The organism is Donghicola tyrosinivorans, assembly GCF_003003355.1.
Lineage (GTDB): Bacteria > Pseudomonadota > Alphaproteobacteria > Rhodobacterales > Rhodobacteraceae > Donghicola > Donghicola tyrosinivorans.
The window spans coordinates 78996-101224 of the sequence record NZ_PVTQ01000014.1; the positions used below are offsets into that span (position 1 = coordinate 78996).

At 58.6% G+C, this 22229-nt stretch carries 19 protein-coding genes, 1 tRNA gene and 1 other RNA gene; 14 read left to right on the forward strand and 7 right to left on the reverse strand.

The annotated features are described in order from the left end of the window. The first annotated feature begins 278 nt into the window (after positions 1-278). From CLV74_RS17290 to CLV74_RS17310, 5 genes are all read left to right on the forward strand, one after another. Positions 279-3329 (forward strand): Rne/Rng family ribonuclease, encoded by a 3051-nt coding sequence (locus CLV74_RS17290; RefSeq protein ID WP_106267265.1) that lies wholly within the window; start codon positions 279-281, stop codon positions 3327-3329. Between the two features lie 118 nt (positions 3330-3447). Then, positions 3448-4203 (forward strand): cytochrome c biogenesis CcdA family protein, encoded by a 756-nt coding sequence (locus CLV74_RS17295; RefSeq protein ID WP_106267267.1) that lies wholly within the window; start codon positions 3448-3450, stop codon positions 4201-4203. Between the two features lie 72 nt (positions 4204-4275). After that, positions 4276-5475 (forward strand): hypothetical protein, encoded by a 1200-nt coding sequence (locus CLV74_RS17300; protein ID WP_245888583.1) that lies wholly within the window; start codon positions 4276-4278, stop codon positions 5473-5475. Beyond that, positions 5472-6821, forward strand: a complete 1350-nt coding sequence (locus CLV74_RS17305; protein WP_245888584.1) for a cytochrome P450 — start codon at positions 5472-5474, stop codon at positions 6819-6821. Before CLV74_RS17300 ends, CLV74_RS17305 begins: the two co-directional genes overlap by 4 nt. Positions 6822-6944: 123 nt before the next feature. Then, positions 6945-7847, forward strand: a complete 903-nt coding sequence (locus CLV74_RS17310) for a fructose bisphosphate aldolase (protein WP_106267273.1) — start codon at positions 6945-6947, stop codon at positions 7845-7847. 117 nt (positions 7848-7964) lie between these two features. On the opposite strand, the gene CLV74_RS17315 is transcribed toward CLV74_RS17310, so the two are convergent. The 7 genes from CLV74_RS17315 to ssrA form a co-directional block, all read right to left on the reverse strand. Next, on the reverse strand, positions 7965-8183 hold the full coding sequence (locus CLV74_RS17315; protein WP_106267275.1) for a ribbon-helix-helix domain-containing protein: 219 nt from the start codon (positions 8181-8183) through the stop codon (positions 7965-7967). Next, positions 8180-8368, reverse strand: coding sequence for a DUF4169 family protein (locus CLV74_RS17320; protein WP_106267277.1), 189 nt, complete (start codon positions 8366-8368; stop codon positions 8180-8182). The genes CLV74_RS17315 and CLV74_RS17320 overlap by 4 nt, the downstream gene beginning before the upstream one ends. Further along, positions 8368-9759, reverse strand: a complete 1392-nt coding sequence (fumC, locus tag CLV74_RS17325) for a class II fumarate hydratase (protein WP_106267279.1) — start codon at positions 9757-9759, stop codon at positions 8368-8370. Before fumC ends, CLV74_RS17320 begins: the two co-directional genes overlap by 1 nt. A gap of 140 nt (positions 9760-9899) precedes the next feature. Further along, on the reverse strand, positions 9900-10370 hold the full coding sequence (locus tag CLV74_RS17330; RefSeq protein ID WP_245888585.1) for an SspB family protein: 471 nt from the start codon (positions 10368-10370) through the stop codon (positions 9900-9902). A 51-nt stretch (positions 10371-10421) separates the two neighbouring features. Continuing rightward, a complete protein-coding gene (gene chrA, locus CLV74_RS17335; protein ID WP_211299072.1) occupies positions 10422-11681 on the reverse strand; it encodes a chromate efflux transporter in 1260 nt (419 codons plus the stop codon). A 66-nt stretch (positions 11682-11747) separates the two neighbouring features. Next, a complete protein-coding gene (locus CLV74_RS17340) occupies positions 11748-12098 on the reverse strand; it encodes an antibiotic biosynthesis monooxygenase family protein (RefSeq protein WP_106267281.1) in 351 nt (116 codons plus the stop codon). Positions 12099-12175: 77 nt separating this feature from the next. Then, positions 12176-12525, reverse strand: a transfer-messenger RNA (tmRNA) gene (gene ssrA, locus CLV74_RS17345). 108 nt (positions 12526-12633) lie between these two features. On the opposite strand from ssrA, the gene CLV74_RS17350 reads away from it, so the two are divergent. The 9 genes from CLV74_RS17350 (at position 12634) to CLV74_RS17390 (ending at position 21851) form a co-directional block, all read left to right on the forward strand. Continuing rightward, complete coding sequence (locus CLV74_RS17350; RefSeq protein WP_106267283.1) at positions 12634-13149, forward strand: DinB family protein; 516 nt, start codon at positions 12634-12636, stop codon at positions 13147-13149. 114 nt (positions 13150-13263) lie between these two features. After that, positions 13264-14682, forward strand: coding sequence for a cryptochrome/photolyase family protein (locus tag CLV74_RS17355; RefSeq protein WP_106267285.1), 1419 nt, complete (start codon positions 13264-13266; stop codon positions 14680-14682). Positions 14683-14755: 73 nt separating this feature from the next. After that, a complete protein-coding gene (locus tag CLV74_RS17360) occupies positions 14756-15964 on the forward strand; it encodes an SAM-dependent methyltransferase (protein WP_106267287.1) in 1209 nt (402 codons plus the stop codon). Positions 15965-15968: 4 nt separating this feature from the next. Next, positions 15969-16418 carry a TrgA family protein gene (locus tag CLV74_RS17365; protein WP_106267289.1) on the forward strand — a complete coding sequence of 150 codons (450 nt, stop codon included), beginning with the start codon at positions 15969-15971 and terminating at the stop codon, positions 16416-16418. A gap of 4 nt (positions 16419-16422) precedes the next feature. Beyond that, positions 16423-17541, forward strand: a complete 1119-nt coding sequence (locus tag CLV74_RS17370; protein ID WP_106267291.1) for an NUDIX domain-containing protein — start codon at positions 16423-16425, stop codon at positions 17539-17541. 54 nt (positions 17542-17595) lie between these two features. Beyond that, complete coding sequence (locus CLV74_RS17375; RefSeq protein ID WP_106267308.1) at positions 17596-18630, forward strand: cysteine synthase A; 1035 nt, start codon at positions 17596-17598, stop codon at positions 18628-18630. Continuing rightward, positions 18620-21001 (forward strand): DUF3772 domain-containing protein, encoded by a 2382-nt coding sequence (locus CLV74_RS17380; protein WP_106267293.1) that lies wholly within the window; start codon positions 18620-18622, stop codon positions 20999-21001. The genes CLV74_RS17375 and CLV74_RS17380 overlap by 11 nt, the downstream gene beginning before the upstream one ends. After that, the gene (locus tag CLV74_RS17385; RefSeq protein ID WP_106267295.1) at positions 20998-21714 is read left to right on the forward strand and encodes an alanyl-tRNA editing protein; all 717 of its coding nucleotides are present in this window, start codon (positions 20998-21000) and stop codon (positions 21712-21714) included. The genes CLV74_RS17380 and CLV74_RS17385 overlap by 4 nt, the downstream gene beginning before the upstream one ends. Before the next feature lie 47 nt (positions 21715-21761). Beyond that, positions 21762-21851, forward strand: a tRNA-Ser gene (locus CLV74_RS17390). Positions 21852-22229: the final 378 nt, after the last annotated feature.

The window sequence follows — 22229 nt, forward strand, 5'->3', positions numbered from 1 at the left end:
CTGGCGATTTGCCTGCAAAGGGCCGCCGTTCAGGACAGACCGTTGGATCAAAATGATCCTGAGAGAACCGCCCGCAACGCGCAAGCGACGGGCCAGTAAGTAGGCGCAACCCTGCGTCGGAGAAGAAACGCGATGAAACGCGCTGAACGTATATCAGTCACGAGTGAGGCGCCCATTGCGCCCGCTAAGTGCGCGTTCAACATCGCCCTTACAAGCCACAGACATGACGTGCGCGTCCGGCTTAGACCGGACCCCGTTGCCCTGTGCAATGAGATACCATGGGAAAGAAAATGCTCATCGACGCCACCCACGCGGAAGAAACCCGCGTTGTGGTGGTTGACGGAAACAAGGTTGAGGAATTTGACTTTGAGTCCGAAAATAAACGCCAGCTTGCTGGCAACATCTATCTAGCAAAAGTTACTCGGGTCGAGCCTTCGCTGCAGGCGGCCTTTGTGGATTACGGCGGGAACCGTCACGGCTTTCTAGCATTCTCCGAGATTCATCCGGATTACTACCAGATCCCCGTTGCGGACCGTGAGGCGCTGCTGGCTGAAGAACGTGCGTATGCGCAGGAAAACAGCGAGGATGACGACGAGTCTGAAAAGCCCAAAAGCCGCAGCCGTCGTAGCCGTAGCCGTAGCAAGTCGAAGCCTGCTCAGGATAAGGCCAAATCAGACGCGCCCGTCGCGGATGAGGCAGAAACCTCGTCCGAAGAGGCACCTGTTGCTGATGACGCTGTAGAAACTCCGGTCGAAGCGGTGGAACCTGCCGCCGAAGCTGCACCCGTTGACGCGGTTGAAGAGACTGCTGCAGTTGAGGAAACCACTGAAGAGGCAGCGCCTGAGGCACAAGAAGCTGTCGCAGAAGAGGCCGTTGCAGAAGCGCCTGCCGAAGAGGTACCTGTTGGTGAAGAAGCGGCGCCTGAAGAGGTTGTAGCGGAAGAACCTGCAGCAGAAGAACCTGTTGCCGAGGATGTGGCTGAGGCAGAAGACGAGGGCGAAGACGCAGGTGAAACCACCCGCCGTCCGCCCGCTCAGGCTGCACGCAATGACAGCGATGACGCGGTAGAAACCCGCGAGATCACGGGTATGGAGACCATCGACCTCGAAGAGGACGAGCAGGAAAACGCTGCCCCTGAGGTTGCTGAGGCTCCCGAAGCTGCTGAAGACGCAGAAGAAGCGTCGGAAGAAGAAAAGAAACCCAGCCGCAGCCGTCGTAGCCGCATCCGCAAGCCCGCCGCCAAGTCGAAAGAGGCAGCCCCCGCAGAAGAACCCTCTGAGGACGCTGGCGAAGAGGTTCAGCCCGAAGACACCATCGAATCCATCGCCGTGCAGGACGACGAGGAAGAGGACATCCGTCCCGTCCGCAAGCCCCGCGCACGCCGTTACAAGATTCAGGAAGTGATCAAAGTCCGTCAGATCATGCTGGTGCAGGTCGTTAAGGAAGAGCGTGGCAACAAGGGCGCGGCCCTGACCACCTACCTCAGCCTTGCCGGTCGTTACTGCGTCCTGATGCCGAACACCGCCCGTGGCGGCGGCATCAGCCGTAAGATCACCAATGCGGCAGACCGTAAGAAACTCAAAGAGATAGCGGGCGAACTTGATGTTCCGATTGGCGCAGGTCTGATCATCCGGACTGCCGGTGCAGAGCGTACCAAAGCTGAAATCAAGCGCGACTACGAATACCTGCAGCGTATGTGGGAACAGATCCGCGAACTGACCCTCAAGTCGGTCGCGCCCTGCAAGATCTATGAAGAAGGTGATCTGATCAAACGCTCGATCCGCGATCTTTACAGCCGCGAGATTGACGAGGTTCTGGTCGAAGGCGATCTGGGCTACCGGAACGCCAAGGACTTCATGAAAATGATCATGCCGTCCCACGCCAAGAACGTGAAGAACTACACCGACCGGATGCCGCTGTTCGCGCGTTATCAGGTGGAAAGCTACCTGAGCTCCATGTTCAACCCGACCGTCCAGCTGAAATCCGGTGGCTACATCGTGATCGGAGTGACCGAGGCGCTGGTGGCGATCGACGTGAACTCGGGTAAGGCGACCAAAGAAGGGTCGATCGAAGAGACTGCACTGAAGACCAACCTTGAGGCCGCCGAAGAGGTGGCCCGCCAGCTGCGCCTGCGCGATCTGGCCGGTCTGATCGTGATCGACTTTATCGATATGGACGAGCGCAAGAACAACACTGCTGTTGAGAAGCGCCTGAAAGACAAGCTGAAAACCGACCGTGCGCGCATTCAGGTAGGCCGTATCTCGGGCTTTGGCCTGTTGGAAATGAGCCGTCAGCGTCTACGTCCCGGCATGATCGAGGCGACCACCCAGCCGTGCCCCCATTGTCATGGCACCGGTCTGCTGCGCTCGGACGACAACGTCAGCCTCGCGATCCTGCGTCAGCTGGAAGAAGAGGGCGTTCGCGGCCGCAGCAAAGAGGTGCTGATCAAAGCGCCGGTGCAGATTGCGAACTATCTGATCAACCACAAGCGCGAGCATGTGGCACAGATCGAATCCCGCTACGGAATGGCCGTGCGGATCGAGGCCGATGTTCACTTGATCAGCCCCGACTATGGCTTTGAAAAGTTTAAGAGCGCGACCCGCGTGATCGGCGCTGTTGAAGAGGCGCATGTGTCGGTCGACACCTCGATCATGGACGCGCTGGACGCGGAAATCATCGAAGAAACCGCGCCTGAAGAAGTTCAAGCCGAAGCGGTTGCTGAAGAGCCCGCAGCACCTGAAGCGGCAGGGGAAGAGACTCCCAAGCCGAAGAAGCGTCGTCGTCGTCGTCGCCGCGGTGGTAAGGCCAAAGAAAACGGTGCGGATGACGCGCAGGCAGAGGGTGACACCGATGACGATGCCGCGGATTCGACGGAAGATCAGGACAAGGATGCAGCGGATGTGTCCGAGGCTGAAGTAGTAGCGCCCGAAGTTGCCGAGGAAGCTGTCGCTGAAGCACCCGCTGCCGATGAGGCTGCGGCTGAGGTTGCTGAAGAGGCTCCTGCGGCTCTTGAAGATACCGCTGAGGTCGACGCTGCTACGCCGGAAGAACAGCCTGCTGAAGTAGAGGCAGAGCCTGAAGCGGCTGCGCCGGTTGCGGATGCTGCCGAAGAAGTGGTTGCTGAAGAAGCAGAGCCTGTTGCCGAAGAGCCTGCACAAGAGGTTGTCGCTGACGAACCTGTGCAGGAAGACACTCCGGCTGAGATCGTAGAAGAGGCCCCCGTTGAGGTGGTCACTGAGGCCGAGGAGACCCCTGCCGAAGAGCCCGCCGCCGAGGAAGAGGCCTCGCCGCCCAAGCCCAAGCGCAAGGGCTGGTGGAGCATGGGCTAACGCCTGAACACGAAAAGGGCGCCCCGACGGGCGCCTTTTTTGCATCATCGACAAGCGCTGACGGGGATGTGACGACCTGTCAGATGACGAAGACAGCTGAATCGCGTAGGGCAGCCTTATGTTCGGAATTGACCTCTTCGATGCGGGACTTTTGCCCGCCATGATCGTGGCGCTGGTGGCGGGGATCATCAGCTTTCTCAGCCCCTGCGTGCTGCCCATCGTGCCGCCTTATCTGGCCTACATGTCTGGTGTCAGCCTCAAGGATCTGGACAGCGATGGCGCTCCGGCGCGGGGCAAGGCGATCTTGGCCGCGTTGTTTTTTGTCATGGGCCTCTCAACCGTGTTTCTGCTGCTTGGGTTCGCGGCCTCGGCCATCGGGCGGACATTGTTGCAGTATCAGGACCAGTTCAACACCTTCGCGGGTCTTCTGGTCATGGTGTTCGGTGCGCATTTTCTGGGTGTGATCCGCATCGGCTTTCTGGCGCGTGAGGCGCGTCTGGATGTGGGCGATCAGGGGGGCAGTGCTCTTGGGGCCTATATTCTGGGGCTGGCTTTTGCTTTTGGCTGGACGCCTTGCATTGGCCCGCAACTTGGCGCGATCCTGTCGCTGGCCGCGTCTGAGGCGAGCGTTGCCAAAGGCACAATGTTGCTGGCGGTCTACGCTGCGGGTCTTGGCATTCCGTTCCTCTTGGTGGCGGCCTTCCTTCCCAGCCTCAAGGGCTTGATGAACTGGATGAAGCGCCACATGGACCGGATTGAACGGATCATGGGTCTGCTCTTGTGGACCATCGGCCTTTTGATGCTGACAGGGGGCTTTTCGCGGTTTTCCTACTGGCTTTTGGAACAATTCCCCGCGCTTGCCACTTTGGGGTGAATTTATCCCTGTCCATGACGTGGCTAAGGGTGTTTACTGCCGTGAAAGCAACGGGTTGGCATGAGGCCATGTATGCAAGGGCAGGTGCAGCGCAGACGGGTGTTCTATATCCCCGGGTTCGATCCATATCCGCCCCGCCGGTATCGTGAGTTCTACCGCAAGGAAGGGGCCGAACAGGCGCGGATTTCCGGTTTTGACCTGACCATGCAGGCCGATGGCAGTGATGCCTGGCGGGTAGAGGCGCGGATCGACGGGCAGGACGTGAATGCGCGGGTCGAGGTGCTGGTCTGGTCCGATATCGTCGGACACTCGATGGATCAGGGGCTGCTGTCCACCTATCTGAAAGTGTGCCGCACCGCGTGGATCTATATCTCTAGCGGGACGTTGTTTCGTCTGATGCGCTTGCGTCGGGGGCCGGTGATTGCGGCCCTCTATCCGGTGGTCTTCCTGATTATGCAGCTGCTGGTGGCCTGTGCTGTGGCGTTCGGCCTCTGGCTAGGGGCGGTGCATTTGCTGCCCTATGGCGTTTATCTGGGCGTGCCGATCGGGGCTGTGGCGGCATGGGCGCTGCTGGATTGGTTCCGCAGGCATGACAATCGGGTTTTGGCCCATTACCTGATGCTGGACTACGCTTTCTCGGCCGGTCATTGGGGCGCTTATCCCGCCGCGCAGGAACAGCGCCTGTCGCAATTCGTGGACCGGATCGCCGAGGCGCTGGATGATGAGGACTTGGATGAAGTCTTGATCGTCGGCCATTCCTCGGGCGCTTACATGGGCGCTTCGGTTCTGGCGGACCTGATGCGGCGTGGTGATCTGGCGCGGGCAAAGCCGGCGGTCGGGTTTTTGTCGTTGGGGCAGGTGGTGCCGATGGTCTCGTTCCTGCCAAAGGCAGACCGGTTGCGCCGCGATCTGCATGACCTTTCCACCTGCGAAGACCTGACGTGGGTCGATATTAGCGCTATGGGCGATGGCTGCGCTTTTGCCCTGTGTGATCCGGTGGGCGTCACGGGGGTTGCGCCCGAAGGGCAGAAATGGCCGCTGATGTTCTCGGCGGCGTTTTCGCGCACTTTGGGCCCCGAGCGGTGGAAGCGGGACCGCAGGCGTTGGTTCCATCTGCACTTCACTTACCTCTTCGCGCTGCCGTTTCCCGAAGATTACGACTATTTCCGCGTGACCGCAGGCCCGATGACCTTGGCAGAGCGCTATAAGGATCGCCCCCCGTCGCCATCGTGCAAACGCGCCCCCGTTTCCAAGTTCCGAGGTCTGCTGTGATCCCGCCGAAACCTAGGCCCCGCGCTGATCGTGTGTCCTTGTGGCGCTATATGCAGCTGTTCCGGCAGGATATCCTATCCGCGCAGCCCCAGCGGCTATACCGCGCGTGGATGGCTGAATTCCGCACGCCGTTCTTCCGGTCCTTCATGATCAACCAGCCAGAGCTACTGGATATGGTGCTGAAAGAGCGCCCTGATGACTTCCCTAAATCCGCCCGTGTCAGCGAAGGGCTGCGGCCGCTGTTGGGGAATTCGGTCTTTGTGACGAACGGTGAGGTTTGGAAACGCCAGCGCCGTATCATTGATCCGGCCTTCGAAGGGGGGCGACTGCGCGATACATATCCGGCCATGTGGCAGGCCGCGCTGGCCGCGCGCACGCGGCTCATGAGGCTGATCGGCGAAGAGGTGGACTTAGAACCTCACACAAGCCACGCGGCGGCTGATGTTATATTTCGCACATTGTTCACAATTCCAATCGAGCATGAGATCGCCAGCGCGGTCTTTGAGGAGTTTCGCAACTATCAGCGCAGTCAGCCGATCCTGAATCTGGCTGCCTTCATACCGCTGCCCAAATGGATGCCGCGCCCCCATCGCAAGGCCACGCGACACAGTGCGCGGCGCATCCGCAATCTGATCACACAACTGACCGCTCAGAGGATGGAGGCGATCCGCGCAGGCACTGCGCCGGACGATCTGGCGACCAAGATCATGACCACCGCCGATCCACTAACGGGCGAGACGTTTACCACCGAAGAGATGGTAGATCAGGTCGCGATCTTCTTCCTTGCGGGCCATGAAACCAGTGCCTCGGCACTGGCGTGGTCACTGTATCTCTTGGCGGCCTTTCCCGAGTGGCAAGATCGCGTAGCAGAAGAAGTAGTGGCGCTGGAAAATGGAGATTTTTCAGAGACTTCCAGGTTGAAAGTCAGTCGTGATGTGTTCCGCGAGGCATTGCGTCTGTATCCTCCGGTCCCCATGATGGTGCGGGAAACCACGCAAACAGAATGCCTGCGGGATCGCAAGGCCCCCAAGGGCTCGCAAATCGTTCTTAGCCCGTGGCACCTGCACCGGCATGAGCGGCTCTGGGACCGTCCCGATGAATTTGATCCGGCCCGCTGGTCGACCGAGGCTGGCAAAGCCTCCAGCCGCTGCGCCTATATGCCGTTTTCTGCAGGATCGCGGGTTTGCACAGGGGCAGGGTTCGCCATGGTCGAGGGGCCATTGCTGCTGTCCCTTCTGGTGCGGGACATCCGATTCACTTTACCGGAATCACCCCCGCCAGTGCCCGTCGCGCACCTGACTGTGCGGGCAAAAGACGGCATCCGCCTGAATCTCGCCGCCCGTTAGCGTTAAAGTTAGCGATAAATATACCATTGTTAGCGCTATAAGTCTGATAAGACCCTATGCTGATCGCGTGATATAAGTTAAAAACCCCACAGATTTTTAACTTATTGAAGGGATCCCCGGGCCATGGCCAAGGACACCGTAGCTTCGACAAGCCAAGCTGACCGTATCTCCAGCGTTGCCGGTTTCATTGCGGCACTCGATCAGAGCGGCGGGTCTACTCCGAAGGCGCTCAGCCAGTATGGCGTTGAGGCGGAAGAGTATTCGACCGAAGAAGAGATGTTCGGCCTGATCCACCAGATGCGCTGCCGCATTATGCAGGCGCCCGATTTCACCAGCGAAAAAGTTCTGGGCGCGATCCTTTTTGAACGCACCATGCGCGGTGAAGTGGCCGGCATGCCCGTTCCCCAGTACTTGTGGGAAGAGCGCGGCGTGGTTCCCTTCCTGAAGATCGACAAGGGCATGGAAGATGTGCAGAACGGTGCACAGATCCTGAAGCCGATCCCCGGTCTGGACGAGCTGCTGGCAACTGCCCGCGAATTCGGCATTTTCGGCACGAAAGAGCGCTCGGTCATTCATGAAGCGAACGCAGAGGGCATCGAAGCTGTGGTTGTTCAGCAGTTCGAACTGGGCAAGCAGGTGATCGCCGCTGGTCTGGTCCCGATTGTCGAGCCTGAAGTGCTGATCGACAGCCCCACCAAGACCGAAGCCGAAGCCCTGCTGAAAGCCGCAACCCTGCGTCAGTTGGACCTGCTGGAAGACGGTCAGAACGTCATCCTGAAACTGACGATCCCCAATGAAGCCGGTCTTTACGACGATCTGGCGGACCACCCCCGCGTTCTGCGCGTTGTTGCTCTGTCGGGTGGTTACACCACCGATGACGCCTGCGAGCGTCTGTCGAAGAACACCAAGATGATTGCAAGCTTCAGCCGCGCGTTGGCCGAAGGCCTGAGCGCCAAGCAGTCGGACGACGAGTTTAACGCCGCTCTGGCGTCGAACATCGACAAAATCTATAGCGCATCGCTGTAAGGTTAGGGTGAGGTTCTTCGCCGAAGAACCTCATTTAAAAGAGTTTTCGGCGAAAACTCTTAGCGCCGCGCCAGCGGCCACCGGATACGGAAAAGCCCTTCGCAGGAAGGGCTTTTTTCATTTCTGCTGGTAGTATTTCAGAACGAACACGCGGATCGCCGAGGCCAGTCCTTCGTTTTCGGGATCGCGGTTTGCATCAATCTCGGCGGCAAGCTGGTTGATGGGCTTGTCCTGCACATCGGCGATCTCGCGGAAGGCTTTCCAGAACGGATCTTCCAGCGTGACGCTGGTGCGGTGGCCGTGCAGGGTCAGGGATCGTTTGGCAGGGCGGCTCATGTGTCCGCGCCATCGTCGCGTTTGTGCTGGTCCAGATGGCGGACGGCTTTGTCTTCGCGTGCTTTGTCCAAGGTTTTCTCTGCCTTGGTGCGGCCGAATTTGACTGCGTTTTCTGATGCGCGGGCCTTTTTCTCAGCCCGCGCTTTTTCTTTTCTGAACCGGTTCAGATTGACCGGTGCCGCCATTATTTGGGGCCGATCATCTGTTCGGGACGCACGACGCGGTCAAAGGTCTCTTCGTCCACAAAGCCAAGCGCGATTGCCTCTTCTTTCAAAGTGGTGCCGTTCTTGTGCGCGGTCTTCGCAACCTTGGTGGCGTTGTCGTAGCCGATGGTTGGTGCCAGTGCGGTGACCAGCATCAGCGATTCCTTCATCAGCTTGTCGATGCGGGCGACGTTCGCCTGCGTGCCAACAACCATGTTGTCGGTGAAGGCCGACGCCGCATCCCCCAGCAACTGGATCGACTGCAGAACGTTGTACGACATCATCGGGTTGTAGACGTTCAGTTCAAAGTGACCCTGCGAGCCAGCGAAACCAACCGCGGCGTCGTTGCCCATGACGTGGGCGCAAACCATGGTCAGCGCTTCGGCTTGAGTGGGGTTCACTTTGCCGGGCATGATCGACGAGCCAGGCTCGTTTTCCGGCAGGATCAGCTCGCCCAGACCAGAACGGGGGCCCGAACCTAGAAGGCGCATGTCGTTGGCGATTTTGAACAGCGAACCGGCAACGGTTTTCAGCGCGCCAGAGAACATGACCATCGCATCGTGTGCAGCCAGTGCTTCAAACTTGTTGGGGGCGGTGACGAAGGGCAGGCCGGTGATGCCAGCGATCTCGGCTGCGACTTTCTCGGCAAAGCCCTTGCGGGTGTTCAGACCGGTGCCAACGGCGGTGCCGCCCTGCGCAAGCTCGTAGATGTCAGGCAGGCATGCTTCTACGCGCTTGATGCCCTGAGCCACCTGATGGGCGTAACCACCGAATTCCTGACCAAGGGTCAGCGGGGTCGCGTCCTGGGTGTGGGTGCGGCCGATTTTGATGATGTCCTTGAACTCTTCGGACTTGGCGACCAGAGCGCCGTGCAGCTTGCGCAGGCCGGGCAGCAGGACGTCACGGGTGTGCATACCGATGGCAACGTGCATTGCGGTCGGGAAAGTGTCATTCGACGACTGGCCCATGTTGCAGTGATCGTTGGGGTGCACGGGCGATTTGCTGGCCAGTTGACCACCCAGCATTTCGATCGCGCGGTTCGAGATCACCTCGTTCGCGTTCATGTTCGACTGGGTGCCGGAACCGGTCTGCCAGACAACCAGCGGGAAGTTGTCGTCAAACTTGCCTTCGATGACTTCGGTCGCTGCGGCCTGAATGGCTTTGGACAATTCGGCGTCCAGATCACCGAAACCCTCGTTCACGATGGCGCAGGCCTTCTTTACCACACCCAAGGCGCGGATGACCGGCACGGGCTGCTTTTCCCAACCAATGGGGAAGTTCATGATCGAGCGCTGGGTCTGCGCGCCCCAGTACTTGTCAGCGGGAACTTCGAGAGGACCAAAGCTGTCGGTTTCGGTACGGGTATCGGCCATGAGGCAACCTCCTGTGGATCTGTTGCCCGAGGGTTTACAGGCAGAAAAGCCCTGTCGCAATCGCGTCAGGGCTTTAGATAGCGCAAACGGGGTCGAAAAATGCCGCTTGTGATCACAAATTTAAAGCGTGTGATCACGGGTTACTTGCGGAATTTGTCCAAGCTGACGATTTCTGCATCGCCGTGGGGCTCTTCTTCCACCTCGGCCAGTTCGGCGTCCAGCTCATCCTCATCGTCGTCGTCATCGTGGGCGCTTTCGAAGCGCAGGCCGAATTCAACCGAGGGATCGACGAAGGTGCGGATCGCGTCATAGGGAATGTAAAGACGTTCCGGAGTGTCGCCAAAGTTTAGCGTGACGCCAAAGCCGTCTTCGTCCACGTCCAGCGATTCAAACCAATGTTGCAGCACCACAGTCATTTCCTGCGGATAGCGCTGCATCAGCCAATCCGCGATCTCGACCCCTTCGCTGTGGGTTGAGAAGGTGATGAAGAAATGGTGATCGCCGGGCAAGCCAGTTTCTGAAACACCCGTCAGCACTTGGCGGATCAAACCGCGCATAGCTGCGTGCATCAGATTGCCATAGTCGATATCGCCCATTTCAGGTGCCTCCATTTTCTTGTCAGCATAGTTCAACAAGAACCAAACAAAAGGGGAAATGCACCCTCACGTCAGTCCTGTCAGTGTTGCGCCGAGCACTGCCATGAAAACAATCGTGCGGGCAATATCCCATTTGCGCCAGAGCAGAACTATCGCGGCCACTAGGGAAAAGCCAACGCTTTCGATGGCAAGTGTCTGGAATTGCGGGATAGTCAGGGTCATGGGCCCCCATGTGAGAATGCTGGTTTCTGCAAAGAAGACATGCAAGGCGAACCAGATCGAAAGGTTCAGGATTACCCCGACCACGGCTGCTGTAATTGCGTGCAGCGCTTTTGCAAATCTGGGCGCATTGCCAAGTTTCTCGATGTAGGGCGCACCGGCAAAAATCCAGATGAAGCAAGGTACGAAGGTCACCCAGAGGCACATGCTAGCGGCCAAGATGGCCTGAGGGATGCCGCCCTGCGCATAGCCTGCCAGAAGGGCCACAAACTCGGTCACAAGGATCAGCGGACCGGGGGTGGTTTCGGCCAGTCCCAACGCGTCTATCATCTGTTCGGTGGTGATCCACTGATAGGTGCCGACAACCTCTTGGGTCATATAGGTCAGAACCGAGTAGGCGCCACCAAAGGTCACGACCGCAAGTTTTGAAAAGAAAACAAAGATTTGCGTCAGGAAGCTCGCGTCATACACGTAAGCAGCCAAAAGCGGTGCTAGCCACAGAGACAGGCCGATGAAGACCACTGTTAGTGTATAGTTTCCGCGTCCAGCCTCAGCGGGCGTTTCCGTTGGTTGGACCTGCGGGGTGACAATGCTACCTATTGCAGCCGCCCAAATGATCACCATCGGGAAAGGTGCATCAAAGGCGAAAAGTGCGATAAAGCTGCCTGCCGCGATCGCCCGGTCCGAAGGGGTCTTTAGGGCCTTTTTCGATACTTTCATAAGCGCTTGCAGGACAATGATAATGACAGCTGCCTGAATGCCGGTGAACATCGCCTGCATCAGCGGCATCTGCCCCCAAATCGCATAGGCTAGTCCAAGCGCCAGAATCACCAGCGCCCCTGGGACCACGAACAAAAGCCCTGCAAGCAGGCCACCAGTGATGCCGCGCAGGCGCCAGCCGGAATAGGTGGCCAGCTGCATGGCCTCTGGGCCGGGCAGCAGCATGCAAAAGGACAGGGCGCGCAGGAATTGCGCCTCGGTCAGCCAAGGGCGCTCTTCGACCAATTCCTTGTGCATCAACGAGATTTGCGCCGCAGGGCCGCCAAAGGACAGCAGGCCAATACGGCCAAAGACGCGAAAGAGATCAGAGTACGGAATATGGGACATGGTACCCCGAGAAGGTCGTTTCGCCTCTGGTATGTGGGCCCTAATTCCGCTTGGCAAGCGAAGGTTTTATAATGCTCCGTGGTGGGCGCGGCTGTCGGCGGGGGCCTCGGCCCGTTCTTCCATGCCGTAATCGCGAATGACGGATGCGACGCGCAGGCGGTAATCGGCGAAATAGCTTTGGCGGCCAGCCTCTTGCGCGCCGCGGTGGGCGGTCAGCTTGCGCCAGCGGATCACAGCGTCTTCGTCCCGCCAGATTGACAGAGACAGTAGCTTGCCGGGGGTGGTCAGGCTTTCGAAACGCTCGACGCTGATAAACCCGTCAAAGCCTTCCAGATGCTCTTTCATCTTGGCCGCCATTTCCAGATAGGGGCCCTGCATGCCGTCCTTGGGCGTCACTTCGAAAATCACTGCAATCATATAAATTCCTCCCACTCCGCCGGAATTAAGAACGGCAAACTGGCGATTTGAAAAGCAAAATCGACGCTGGGAAGGGAAGTGCAGGTTTCTGTTGCCAGGTACCTGCGAACCCCGCCTTACACTGCTAGGCGCAAGGACTTAGATTTCGGAAACTCCGACTGCTTACGCAGCCATTGCTACCGGAGCACGATTGTCGTTTGCAATTGTACTGTTTGAACCGATAACGGCGGTATCACACCGGGACAAAGCAAACCCCTTTAGACGTTCGTCGATCCTATTTCGGCCCCATGATCCCAAACGATAGGATTTTTGGTGGAGCCGCCGGGTACCGCCCCCGGGTCCGATCCGCTTATTACGAGCGCGTTTATGTCCATAGTCGGTTGCCCGACGTGCCTAACCTACGAACTTTCCACGGGGTTTCAAGAGGCTGACGCGAAAATCCAGCGGCATTCGCACGGATATCCCTTGGCCTGTCGCGCAATCTTTGCATTGATGCTGTTAGAAATTTTGCAGAAAATACGTTTATGAGGCGTGCATGCTGACCCGAGAATATTGCATCACGATGGCCCGCTATAACGCTTGGCAGAACCGTGGGCTGCGCAAATTATTGCAAACCATGCCAGCGAAAGAGCTGAATGCGGACCGAGGACTGTTCTTCGGCTCGATTTTCGCGACGGTGAATCACCTGCTGTGGGCCGATACCATGTGGATGTCGCGGTTTCAGGGGCAGCCCCAGCCTGATGTGAGCCTGAAAGACGCTGTGCATTTTCAGCCCACCATCGCTGCTTGGGCAGGCGAAAGGTTCCGGACCGATGGGCATATCCTCTTGTGGGCCGAAAAGGTCCGTGAGGTTCAGTTGGTGTCAAACCTGACGTGGTATTCCGGTCTGAAAGGGGCCGAGATTTCGCGCAACATGGGTGGGTGCGTGGCGCATTTCTTTAACCATCAGACCCACCATCGGGGACAGATACATGCAGCGTTGACCGGAATGGGTTTAAAGCCTGAGCCGACCGATATGTTCCTGATGCCCGATCAAGGGCCGTGGCTGTGATGGACCGGCAAAATCTCTGTTGTCTGCATAAGGGCTTTTCTTTCCAGATTTTGCGCTAGTCTTTGATCCAACAGGAAAACTCCTGCGTACCAGTATAAAAAGCAGTGAGGTCCCGTGTCCGAGCATTCTCCGATACTAGTGTGGCTGCGCCGAGATTTGCGCCTGTCGGATCATCCGGCCTTGTGGGCGGCGATGTCCTCGGGGCGGGCGGTTGTTCCGGTGTTCATCCGTGATGAGTTGGTCGATGGCCTAGGGGCCGCGCCCAAATGGCGTTTGGGTTTGGGGCTGGAACATATGGCCGCGCGGTTGGAACAGATCGGATCGCGTTTGATCTTTCGCAGCGGTGCGGCCTTGGAATGCCTCAACGCACTGGTGAAAGAAACGGGCGCCAGCGCAGTCTACTGGTCGCGTACCTATGACCCCGAAGGCACCGCCCGAGACACTGCGGTCAAAGCCGCTCTGAAGGACGCCGGGATCGAGGCGCGCAGTTTCGATGGTCACCTGATGTTCGAGCCTTGGACCGTGCAGACGGGGCAGGGTGCGTTCTACAAGGTCTTCACCCCCTTCTGGAAGAATGTGCGCGCGGTGGATGTGGCGCAGCCGCTTGGGGCGATCTCATCCCTGAAGGCGCCGGACAGTTGGCCCGAAAGCGAAAGCTTGGCCGATTGGTCGCTTGGTGCCGCCATGCGGCGCGGCGCGGAAGTGGTGCGCCCCTTCGTCCAGCTTGGCGAAGAGGTTGCGCAGCAGCGATTAGACCTGTTCTTGCAGCAAAAGGTCGATGCCTATGACACCGACCGCGACCGCCCTGATCGGGATGGCACCAGTTGCTTGTCAGAGAACCTGGCGCTCGGGGAGATCAGCCCGCGCCAATGCTGGCACGCGGCTTTGCGCAAGCGGGAAGAGGGCTCAAAAGGGGCCGAGACCTTTATGAAGGAACTCGCATGGCGCGAGTTTGCCTATCACCTGCTGTGGCACACCCCCCATATCGCAACCGGCAACTGGAAACCCGATTGGGACAAATTCCCGTGGAACGAAGCAGAGACCGATGAGGTCATCGCATGGAAGCAGGGCCGGACTGGCATCCAATTCGTAGATGCCGCCATGCGCGAGCTTTACGTCACAGGCCGCATGCACAATCGCGGGCGGATGATCGTGGCCAGCTATCTGACCAAACATCTTCTGAGTCATTGGAAGATTGGCCTGAAGTGGTTTGAGGATTGCCTGATCGATTGGGACCCCGCCGCGAATGCAATGGGCTGGCAATGGTCCGCAGGCTCTGGCCCCGATGCCACGCCCTACTTCCGCGTGTTCAACCCTGTCACGCAACTCGACAAGTTCGACCCCCAGCGCGACTACGTCAGCCGCTGGATCGCCGAAGGGCGCAGCCGACCCCATGAGGACGCTTTGAACTACTTTAAGGCGATTCCCGAAAGCTGGGGTCTTTCCCCCGATGATGCCTATCCAAAGCCCATCGTTGCCGCCGACAAAGGCCGCGAGCGGGCGCTTTCCGCCTATGAGACACGGGATTTCTGAAACAATGAACCAGATGCTTGCCCCAAGGGGAAACAGTACCTTAGCCTGTGAGTATGATGAGGAGTGCGCTCTGATGGTGTTGACTGATACGAGTGGACAGCGCGATTTGCCCCGATATTTCCCCGCCGTCTTCCAGATGGTGAAGGGCATGCGCGCGGGGCGTCTGGATATCCGTTTGCCCGATGGCCGCGTGTTCCGTGCTGAAGGCCAGATCGCAGGGCCCGTTGCCGAAATTCACATCCACAATCCGGACACGTTTGCCCGTCTGATCCGCGAAGGCGATCTGGGCTTTTGCGATTCCTATCTGGACGGCTGGTGGTCTTCGCCCGATTTGCAAGCCTTTATGGACCTGGTCCACGACAAGAATGATCAGATTTATGACGGTTTTCCGGGGCAGGGCCTTGTCCGCGTCCTAGAGAAATTCCGGTTCTGGATGCAGTCCAACACTAAGAAGCAGGCCAAGAAGAACATCTCGTATCACTATGATCTGGGGAATGATTTCTATTCCCTTTGGCTGGATGACACGATGACCTATTCGTCCGCGATCTTCGCCACTGGTCAGGAAAGCCTAGAGGCCGCTCAGATCGCCAAGTACAAATCTATGGTTGATCAGATGGACGTAAAGCCCGGCGATCATGTGCTTGAAATCGGCTGCGGCTGGGGTGGCTTTGCCGAATATGCCGCGAAAGAGCGGGGGCTGAAGGTTACGGGCCTCACGATCAGCAAAGAGCAATTCGACTTTGCCCAAGCTCGCATCGCCAAGGCGGGGCTCTCGGATATGGTAAAATTTAAGTTACAGGATTACCGCGACGAAAAGGGCACCTACGACGGCATCGCCAGCATTGAGATGTTCGAGGCCGTGGGGCAGAAATACTGGCCGGTTTATTTCGAGACCGTGCGCAAGAACCTGCGTCCGGGACGCAAGGCGACAATCCAGATCATTCTTGTTGAGGATCGCCGTTGGGATACTTACCGAAAAGGCGTTGATTTCATTCAGAAATACATCTTCCCGGGTGGTATGCTGCCTTCGCCTTCGGTTCTGAAAGGCGAGGTCGAAAGCGCGGGGCTAAAGCTGGCAAAGACGCTGGAATTCGGGGAAAGCTACAGCCTGACCTTGCGCCGCTGGCATGAGGTTTTTGACCGGAAATGGGCGGATATCCAGAAATTGGGCTTTGATGAACGGTTCAAGCGCATGTGGGATTTCTACCTTACGTCTTGCGCGGGATCGTTCCGAGGGGGTATTTGCGACGTAACCCAGATTACAGTCCAAAGGCCATCCTGACCTCATGCCCACAGCCGCCCGTCTGATCGCAGCAATCTTTCTTGGTTTGACCGGACTGGTGCTTGCGTTCCAGATGCGCGGCGCGGCCATCAGTGCCGACAACTTGGTGCTTCCGAATTTTATCGAGATTACGGCGGTCTTCATCGGGATCACCACCGGCTGGCTGGTGGTGGGACCGCGCAGTGGGCGGGGCTGGCAGTTTGCCGCCTCGACGGGCATTACCGGCGGGATCGTTCTGGTGGTGGGGTTGTTTCTGTCGATTGGCGCCCACGAGATGTTGCGCCGGACCCTGCGCAACCAATATGACACGGCTTTGGAAGCATTGCTTGCGATCTTCGACATCGCGCTGAAGGACCTGATCGCCTTGTCTACACCGGGTGTGCTGCTGCCATTGATCGCGGGGGCCATCATGACAGGTTTTGCCAGCGAAGTCGCATCGCGAAACTGGAAGTAATTCTATGACCGATATTTTTGTTTATGGCACCCTGTGCCATGCGCCTCTTGCCCGAATGATCGCGGGCGAGGAGGCTGAACTTGTTCCCGCAAACCTTTTGGATCATGCGGTTTTCTGGGCTGCAGGGCAAAGCTACCCGCTGCTTTTGGGGGCTGAGGGGACAGCGGCGCAGGGGCAGTTGCTGACCGGTTTGTCAGATGCGGCGCGGGCGCGGCTGGATTTCTATGAGGCGGCCTTTGGCTATTACCTTGCGAAGGTCACGGTTCAGACCGCATCCGGCCCGCAAGAGGCCCTGTGCTATTTCCCCGAAGCTGTGAACGATACTCCCGGTGCGCCGTGGGATTTGAGCGCGTGGCAGGCCACTTGGGCGCAAATCTCGCTCTATGCGGCTGAGGAAGTAATGCAATCCTTCGGGCTGGTCGATCCGTTGACCATCGGTCAGCGCTTTCCGGCGATCCGGATGCGGGCGGCCTCGCGGGTGACGGCTGAAACCTATCCCAGTGCGCTGACGCCTTCTGGCATGACACAGGCTCAGGTGAACACCCATCGCCGCCATACCCCTTACACCAACTGGTTCTCGGTGCTGGAAGAGGATCTGAGCTTTGCCAAACACGAAGGCGGGCAAAGCCCAGTGGTGAATCGCGCGACCTTTATGTCGGGAGATTCGGTTTTGATCCTGCCCTATGATCCGAAACGGGATCGGGTGATGTTGATCGAACAATTTCGCGCAGGTCCCCATTTCCGCGGCGATCCCCATCCTTGGACGCTAGAGCCTGTCGCGGGCCGGATCGATCCGGGTGAGACACCAGAACAGGCTGCCCGCCGTGAGGCCGTGGAAGAGGCGCGTCTTGATCTACTGGCGCTGCACTCGGCGGGGCGCGGCTATCCATCGCCTGGTTGTTCCAGCGAACACTATAATTTCTTTGTTGGAATTGCGGATTTGCCCGACCAGATCGTCGGCGTTGCTGGCGAAGAGGCCGAGGCCGAAGATATTCGCAGCCATTTGTTCGACTTCACCACTTTCATGCAGATGATTGATAACGACCGGATCAGCGCCTATCCCACCTGCCATTTGGGTCTTTGGTTGGCACGGGCGCGTGATCGTTTGCGCCTAGCTGCTTGAGTTCACCCGCAGACCCCCCTAGAGATTATCCGTCAGAATACGAAAGGGCGCATGATGCGGATTGCACAGGATTTGGCCGGAGCCATCGGAAACACCCCTCTGATCAAGCTGCGTAAAGCAAGCGAAGAGACCGGATGCACCATCCTCGGCAAGTGTGAGTTCATGAACCCGGGCCAGTCGGTCAAAGACCGCGCTGCGCTCTACATCATTAAGGACGCGCTGGAAAAAGGCCTGCTGGAGCCTGGAGGCACCATCGTCGAAGGCACCGCGGGTAACACCGGTATCGGCCTTGCGCTGGTTGGCGCCTCGATGGGTTTCCGCACGGTGATCGTGATCCCCGAGACCCAGTCTCAGGAAAAGAAGGACATGATCCGTTTGGCTGGTGCCGAACTGGTTCAGGTGCCTGCCGCGCCTTATCGCAACCCGAACAACTACGTGCGCTATTCGGGCCGTCTGGCCGAAGAACTGGCCAAGTCCGAGCCTCATGGCGCGATCTGGGCAAACCAGTTCGACAACGTTGCCAATCGCCGCGCGCACGTGGAAACCACTGGCCCCGAGATTTGGGAACAGACCGGCGGCAAGGTTGACGGTTTCATCTGCGCCGTTGGTTCGGGTGGTACGCTGGCCGGTGTGGCCGAGGCGTTACAGCCCAAAGGCGTCAAGGTTGGTCTGGCCGATCCCTTGGGCGCGGCGCTTTATAGCTTCTACACCAGCGGTGAGCTGAAGGCCGAAGGTGGCTCGATCACCGAAGGCATCGGTCAGGGCCGGATCACCGCAAACCTTGAAGGGTTCACCCCCGATTTCGCCTACCAGATCCCCGACGAAGAGGCGCTGCCGATCGTCTTTGATACGCTGGCGGAAGAGGGGCTTTGCCTTGGCGGCAGCTCTGGCATCAACATTGCCGGTGCGATCCGTATGGCAAAGGAAATGGGACCGGGCCACACCATCGTGACCATCCTGTGTGACTATGGCACCCGCTACCAGTCCAAGCTGTTCAACCCTGAATTCCTTCAGGAAAAAGGTCTGCCGGTTCCCGGCTGGCTAAGCACCGGCCCGAAGAGCATTCCGGGGGTGTTTGTTGACGGCTAAAGCCTTCGACATCCTGCGGCGGGCCCTTCTGGGGCTCGTCTTTTGCCTGATGCTTCCGCTTGGGGCCTTTGCGCAAAGCGGTCCCGATTATGACGCGTGGACCAAAACGGCGAACCGCGCCGAAGTGGTGTTGGATCAGGACTGGGCCGAGGAAAGTGATCTGGAAACCCTGCGGGCCGAAATCTCGGACTACCGCAGCCAGTTCCAACGGGAACAATCCGCCAGTCAGGAACGGATTACGACGCTTAAAGCGCAGATCGCTGCATTGGGGCAGGTGCCGGAAAGCGGCTCTGAACCAAAAGAAATCGCGTCCCGCCGCGCTGATCTGCAAAAGCAGTTAGATGATCTTGAGGTGCCGCGTGTCCGCGCGGACGAGGCCTATAGCCGCGCCGATGGTCTGATCGGGGAAATTGACGGGCTATTGCGCAAGCGTCAGGCGGAAAAGCTGACCTCGCTGGACCCTGCGCCGCTGAACCCTGTGAATTGGCCCGTGGCTGGCAAGACCGCGCTGGATTACGTGCGCAATGTGGCCGCCGAAACCAAGGAAGGCTTCAGCGCCGACGAGGTGCGCGCCGATTTCCGCAAAAGCTTGCTGCCCGCACTGGCCCTCGTGATCGTCGCCCTTGTGCTGATCTTGCGCGCCCCTGCGTGGGTTGAAAACCTTGCAGGTTTGGCGTGGCAGCGCTTCAAGCGCGGGCCGGGGGTCTGGGGCTTTGGCATTTCCTTGGGCCAGATTGCACTGCCACTTTTGGGGATCGTCATTCTGGTCTCGGCGGTGCGGATTGCAAATGTGGCCGGACCGCGCGGGAATGATCTGCTTGGGGACCTGATCGGTGCCGTAGCGATTGTCATGGGTGGCCGTTGGCTGGCGGCGATGGTGTTTCCTTCCGGCGAAGGGCGGGCCTTGCTGGACCTGAAAGCCGCTTGTCTAAAGCCTGCGCGGCGCAACGCTAGTATTCTGGCCTTCCTGACGGCGCTTTATGCCATCGCCATGACCATCGGCGAACGGGAAGGGGCGGCGGCAGCGGCCATGTCGGTTTCGCTTTTCCCGCTGAGTTTGGTGACGTCATTCTATCTGTACCGTCTGGCCCGTACATTGCGCGGCGGGATGTGCCATCCGGCAGAGGGTCAGACCGAAGCGCCCAATTATCTGGACCAGTTGTTCGGGCTTTTGCTGCGGGTGGTTACGCTTGTGGCCTTCCTTTCGCCTCTGTTGGCAATGGTCGGCTACCGGAATGCTGCTGAACAACTGCTGTTTCCGACGATCCTAACCCTTGGCCTCATGGCGCTGGTGCGCATCCTGCAAACGCTGGTGCGTGATCTTTTTACGCTGATCACCAACCATCCTGAGGATGATGACGAAGGCCTGTTTCCTGTCGTTGCCAGTGTGCTGCTGGCCTTTGCCGCGATCCCGCCGCTGGCGCTGATCTGGGGGGCGCGCATCTCTGACCTGACCGAGTTGTGGGCCCGATTCCGCGCTGGCTTCCAGATCGGCGAGACAACGATCTCGCCCTCGGACTTCCTGAGCTTTGCGATTATCTTCGCGATTGGCTTTGGCGTGACGCGTCTGGTCCAAGGGATGTTGCGCAACATCGTATTGCCCAAGACGCGGCTGGATGTGGGTGGAAAAACCGCTGTCATTTCAGGCGTCGGCTATATCGGTGTGTTCGTGGCTGCGCTGGCTGCGATCACGGGGGCAGGGCTGGACCTTTCGTCTCTGGCCATTGTGGCAGGTGCCCTATCGGTGGGCATCGGTTTTGGCTTGCAGAACATCGTGTCCAACTTTGTCTCGGGCATTATCCTGCTGATTGAACGCCCGATCAGCGAAGGCGACTGGATCGAAGTTGGCGGCAAGATGGGTTACGTGCGCTCGATCTCGGTACGCTCAACACGGGTCGAGACCTTTGACCGCACCGATGTGATTGTGCCCAACGCTGATCTGGTCAGCGGCATGGTGACCAACTGGACCCGTGGCAATTCGATCGGCCGCGTAATCGTGCCTGTGGGCGTCGCTTATGGCACGGATACCCGCCGTGTCGAGGCCATCCTGATGGAGATCGCCAAAGAACATCCTATGGTGCTGCTCCAGCCGCCGCCCTTTATCTATTTCAAAGGTTTCGGGGACAGCTCTCTGGATTTTGAAATCAGGGCTATCATTCGTGATGTAAACTGGGTGCTGAATGTCGGGTCAGACATGAACCATGAAATCGCCCGCCGTTTCGCAGAAGCAGGGATCGAGATTCCATTCCCCCAGCGCGATGTCTGGATGCGCAGCGCGCCCGCAGCGGCTGCCCCCGCAGAGCCCTTGAAAACTGCGCCCGAACAACCGCCGCAAGGCCTGCAAGACCCTCAGGAAGGCACCGACACATGACCGAGACCCTGTTCCAGAGCGATCCCTATCTGCGCGACGCAAGCGCCACGGTGACAGCTGTGACGGACGAAGGGGGCATCGTTCTTGATCGTAGCATCTTTTATGCGACTGGCGGTGGCCAGCCGGGGGACAGTGGGAACCTGACATGGGCGGGTCAGATCCTTGAGATCGCCACCACCATCAAGGGCGAGGGCAACCAGATTGTGCTGCTGCCCGCTGAACCGGCGCGTCTGCCCGCTGTTGGCACCCAAGTCACCCAGCATCTGGACTGGGAACGCCGGCACCGCCACATGCGTGTGCATACCGCGCTGCATTTGCTGTCCGTCGTCGTGCCACTGCCAGTGACGGGCGGGGCGATCGGCACCGAAAAAGGGCGTCTGGATTTCGATATGGAAGACAGCCCCGAAGACAAGGACGCGTTAGAGGCCGCCCTGAACGCGCTGGTCGCGGCAGATCATCCGATCTCATATCACTGGATCACCGACGAAGAACTGGCCGCCAACCCTGGTCTGGTCAAAACGATGTCCGTCCAGCCGCCCAAAGGGCAGGGCCGTGTGCGCCTTGTCCAGATCGGCACCGATGCAGCCAAGGTGGATCTACAGCCCTGCGGTGGCACCCATGTGCGCTCGACCGCAGAGATCGGTCAGCTGCGGATCGGCAAGATCGAGAAAAAAGGTCGCCAGAACCGCCGGATAAACCTTCATCTGGCATGAAATCACCTATTGCAGGTGGCGGTGTACTCGGTATAACTCCGCCCAACGGAGAGGTGGCCGAGTGGTCGAAGGCGCACGCCTGGAAAGTGTGTAGGCAGGGAACTGTCTCCAGGGTTCGAATCCCTGTCTCTCCGCCATATCCTTCTGGAAATGCGCTTCTGACTGAAAGTAATTCGGTCTTTGCCACGCTATCTCACAACTAGGCACACATTCCTGCTGCTTTGTTGCACGTTGGCGGGCACTGTGTGGGTTCAGAAGCTTGAACGCTGGAGGTTTCCGTTCAACCTTGTGCGACACTTGCGGTTATCAGCTTTTCTTACGCCGACAGGTTTGGGCTAAACGGCGGGCGGTTTGCCGTGCAAGACGCCTAATCTCCGGATTAATGCAGTCTTGAGGTGAGTTGACGCAATCCACGCTGCGTGAACCGCCCCGTCTTTACCGGAGGGCAAAACTCTCGGAGAATTGCCTGTTATGGAACATAGAAAGCAAAGAACCACGAAGCCTTATTCGCCCGA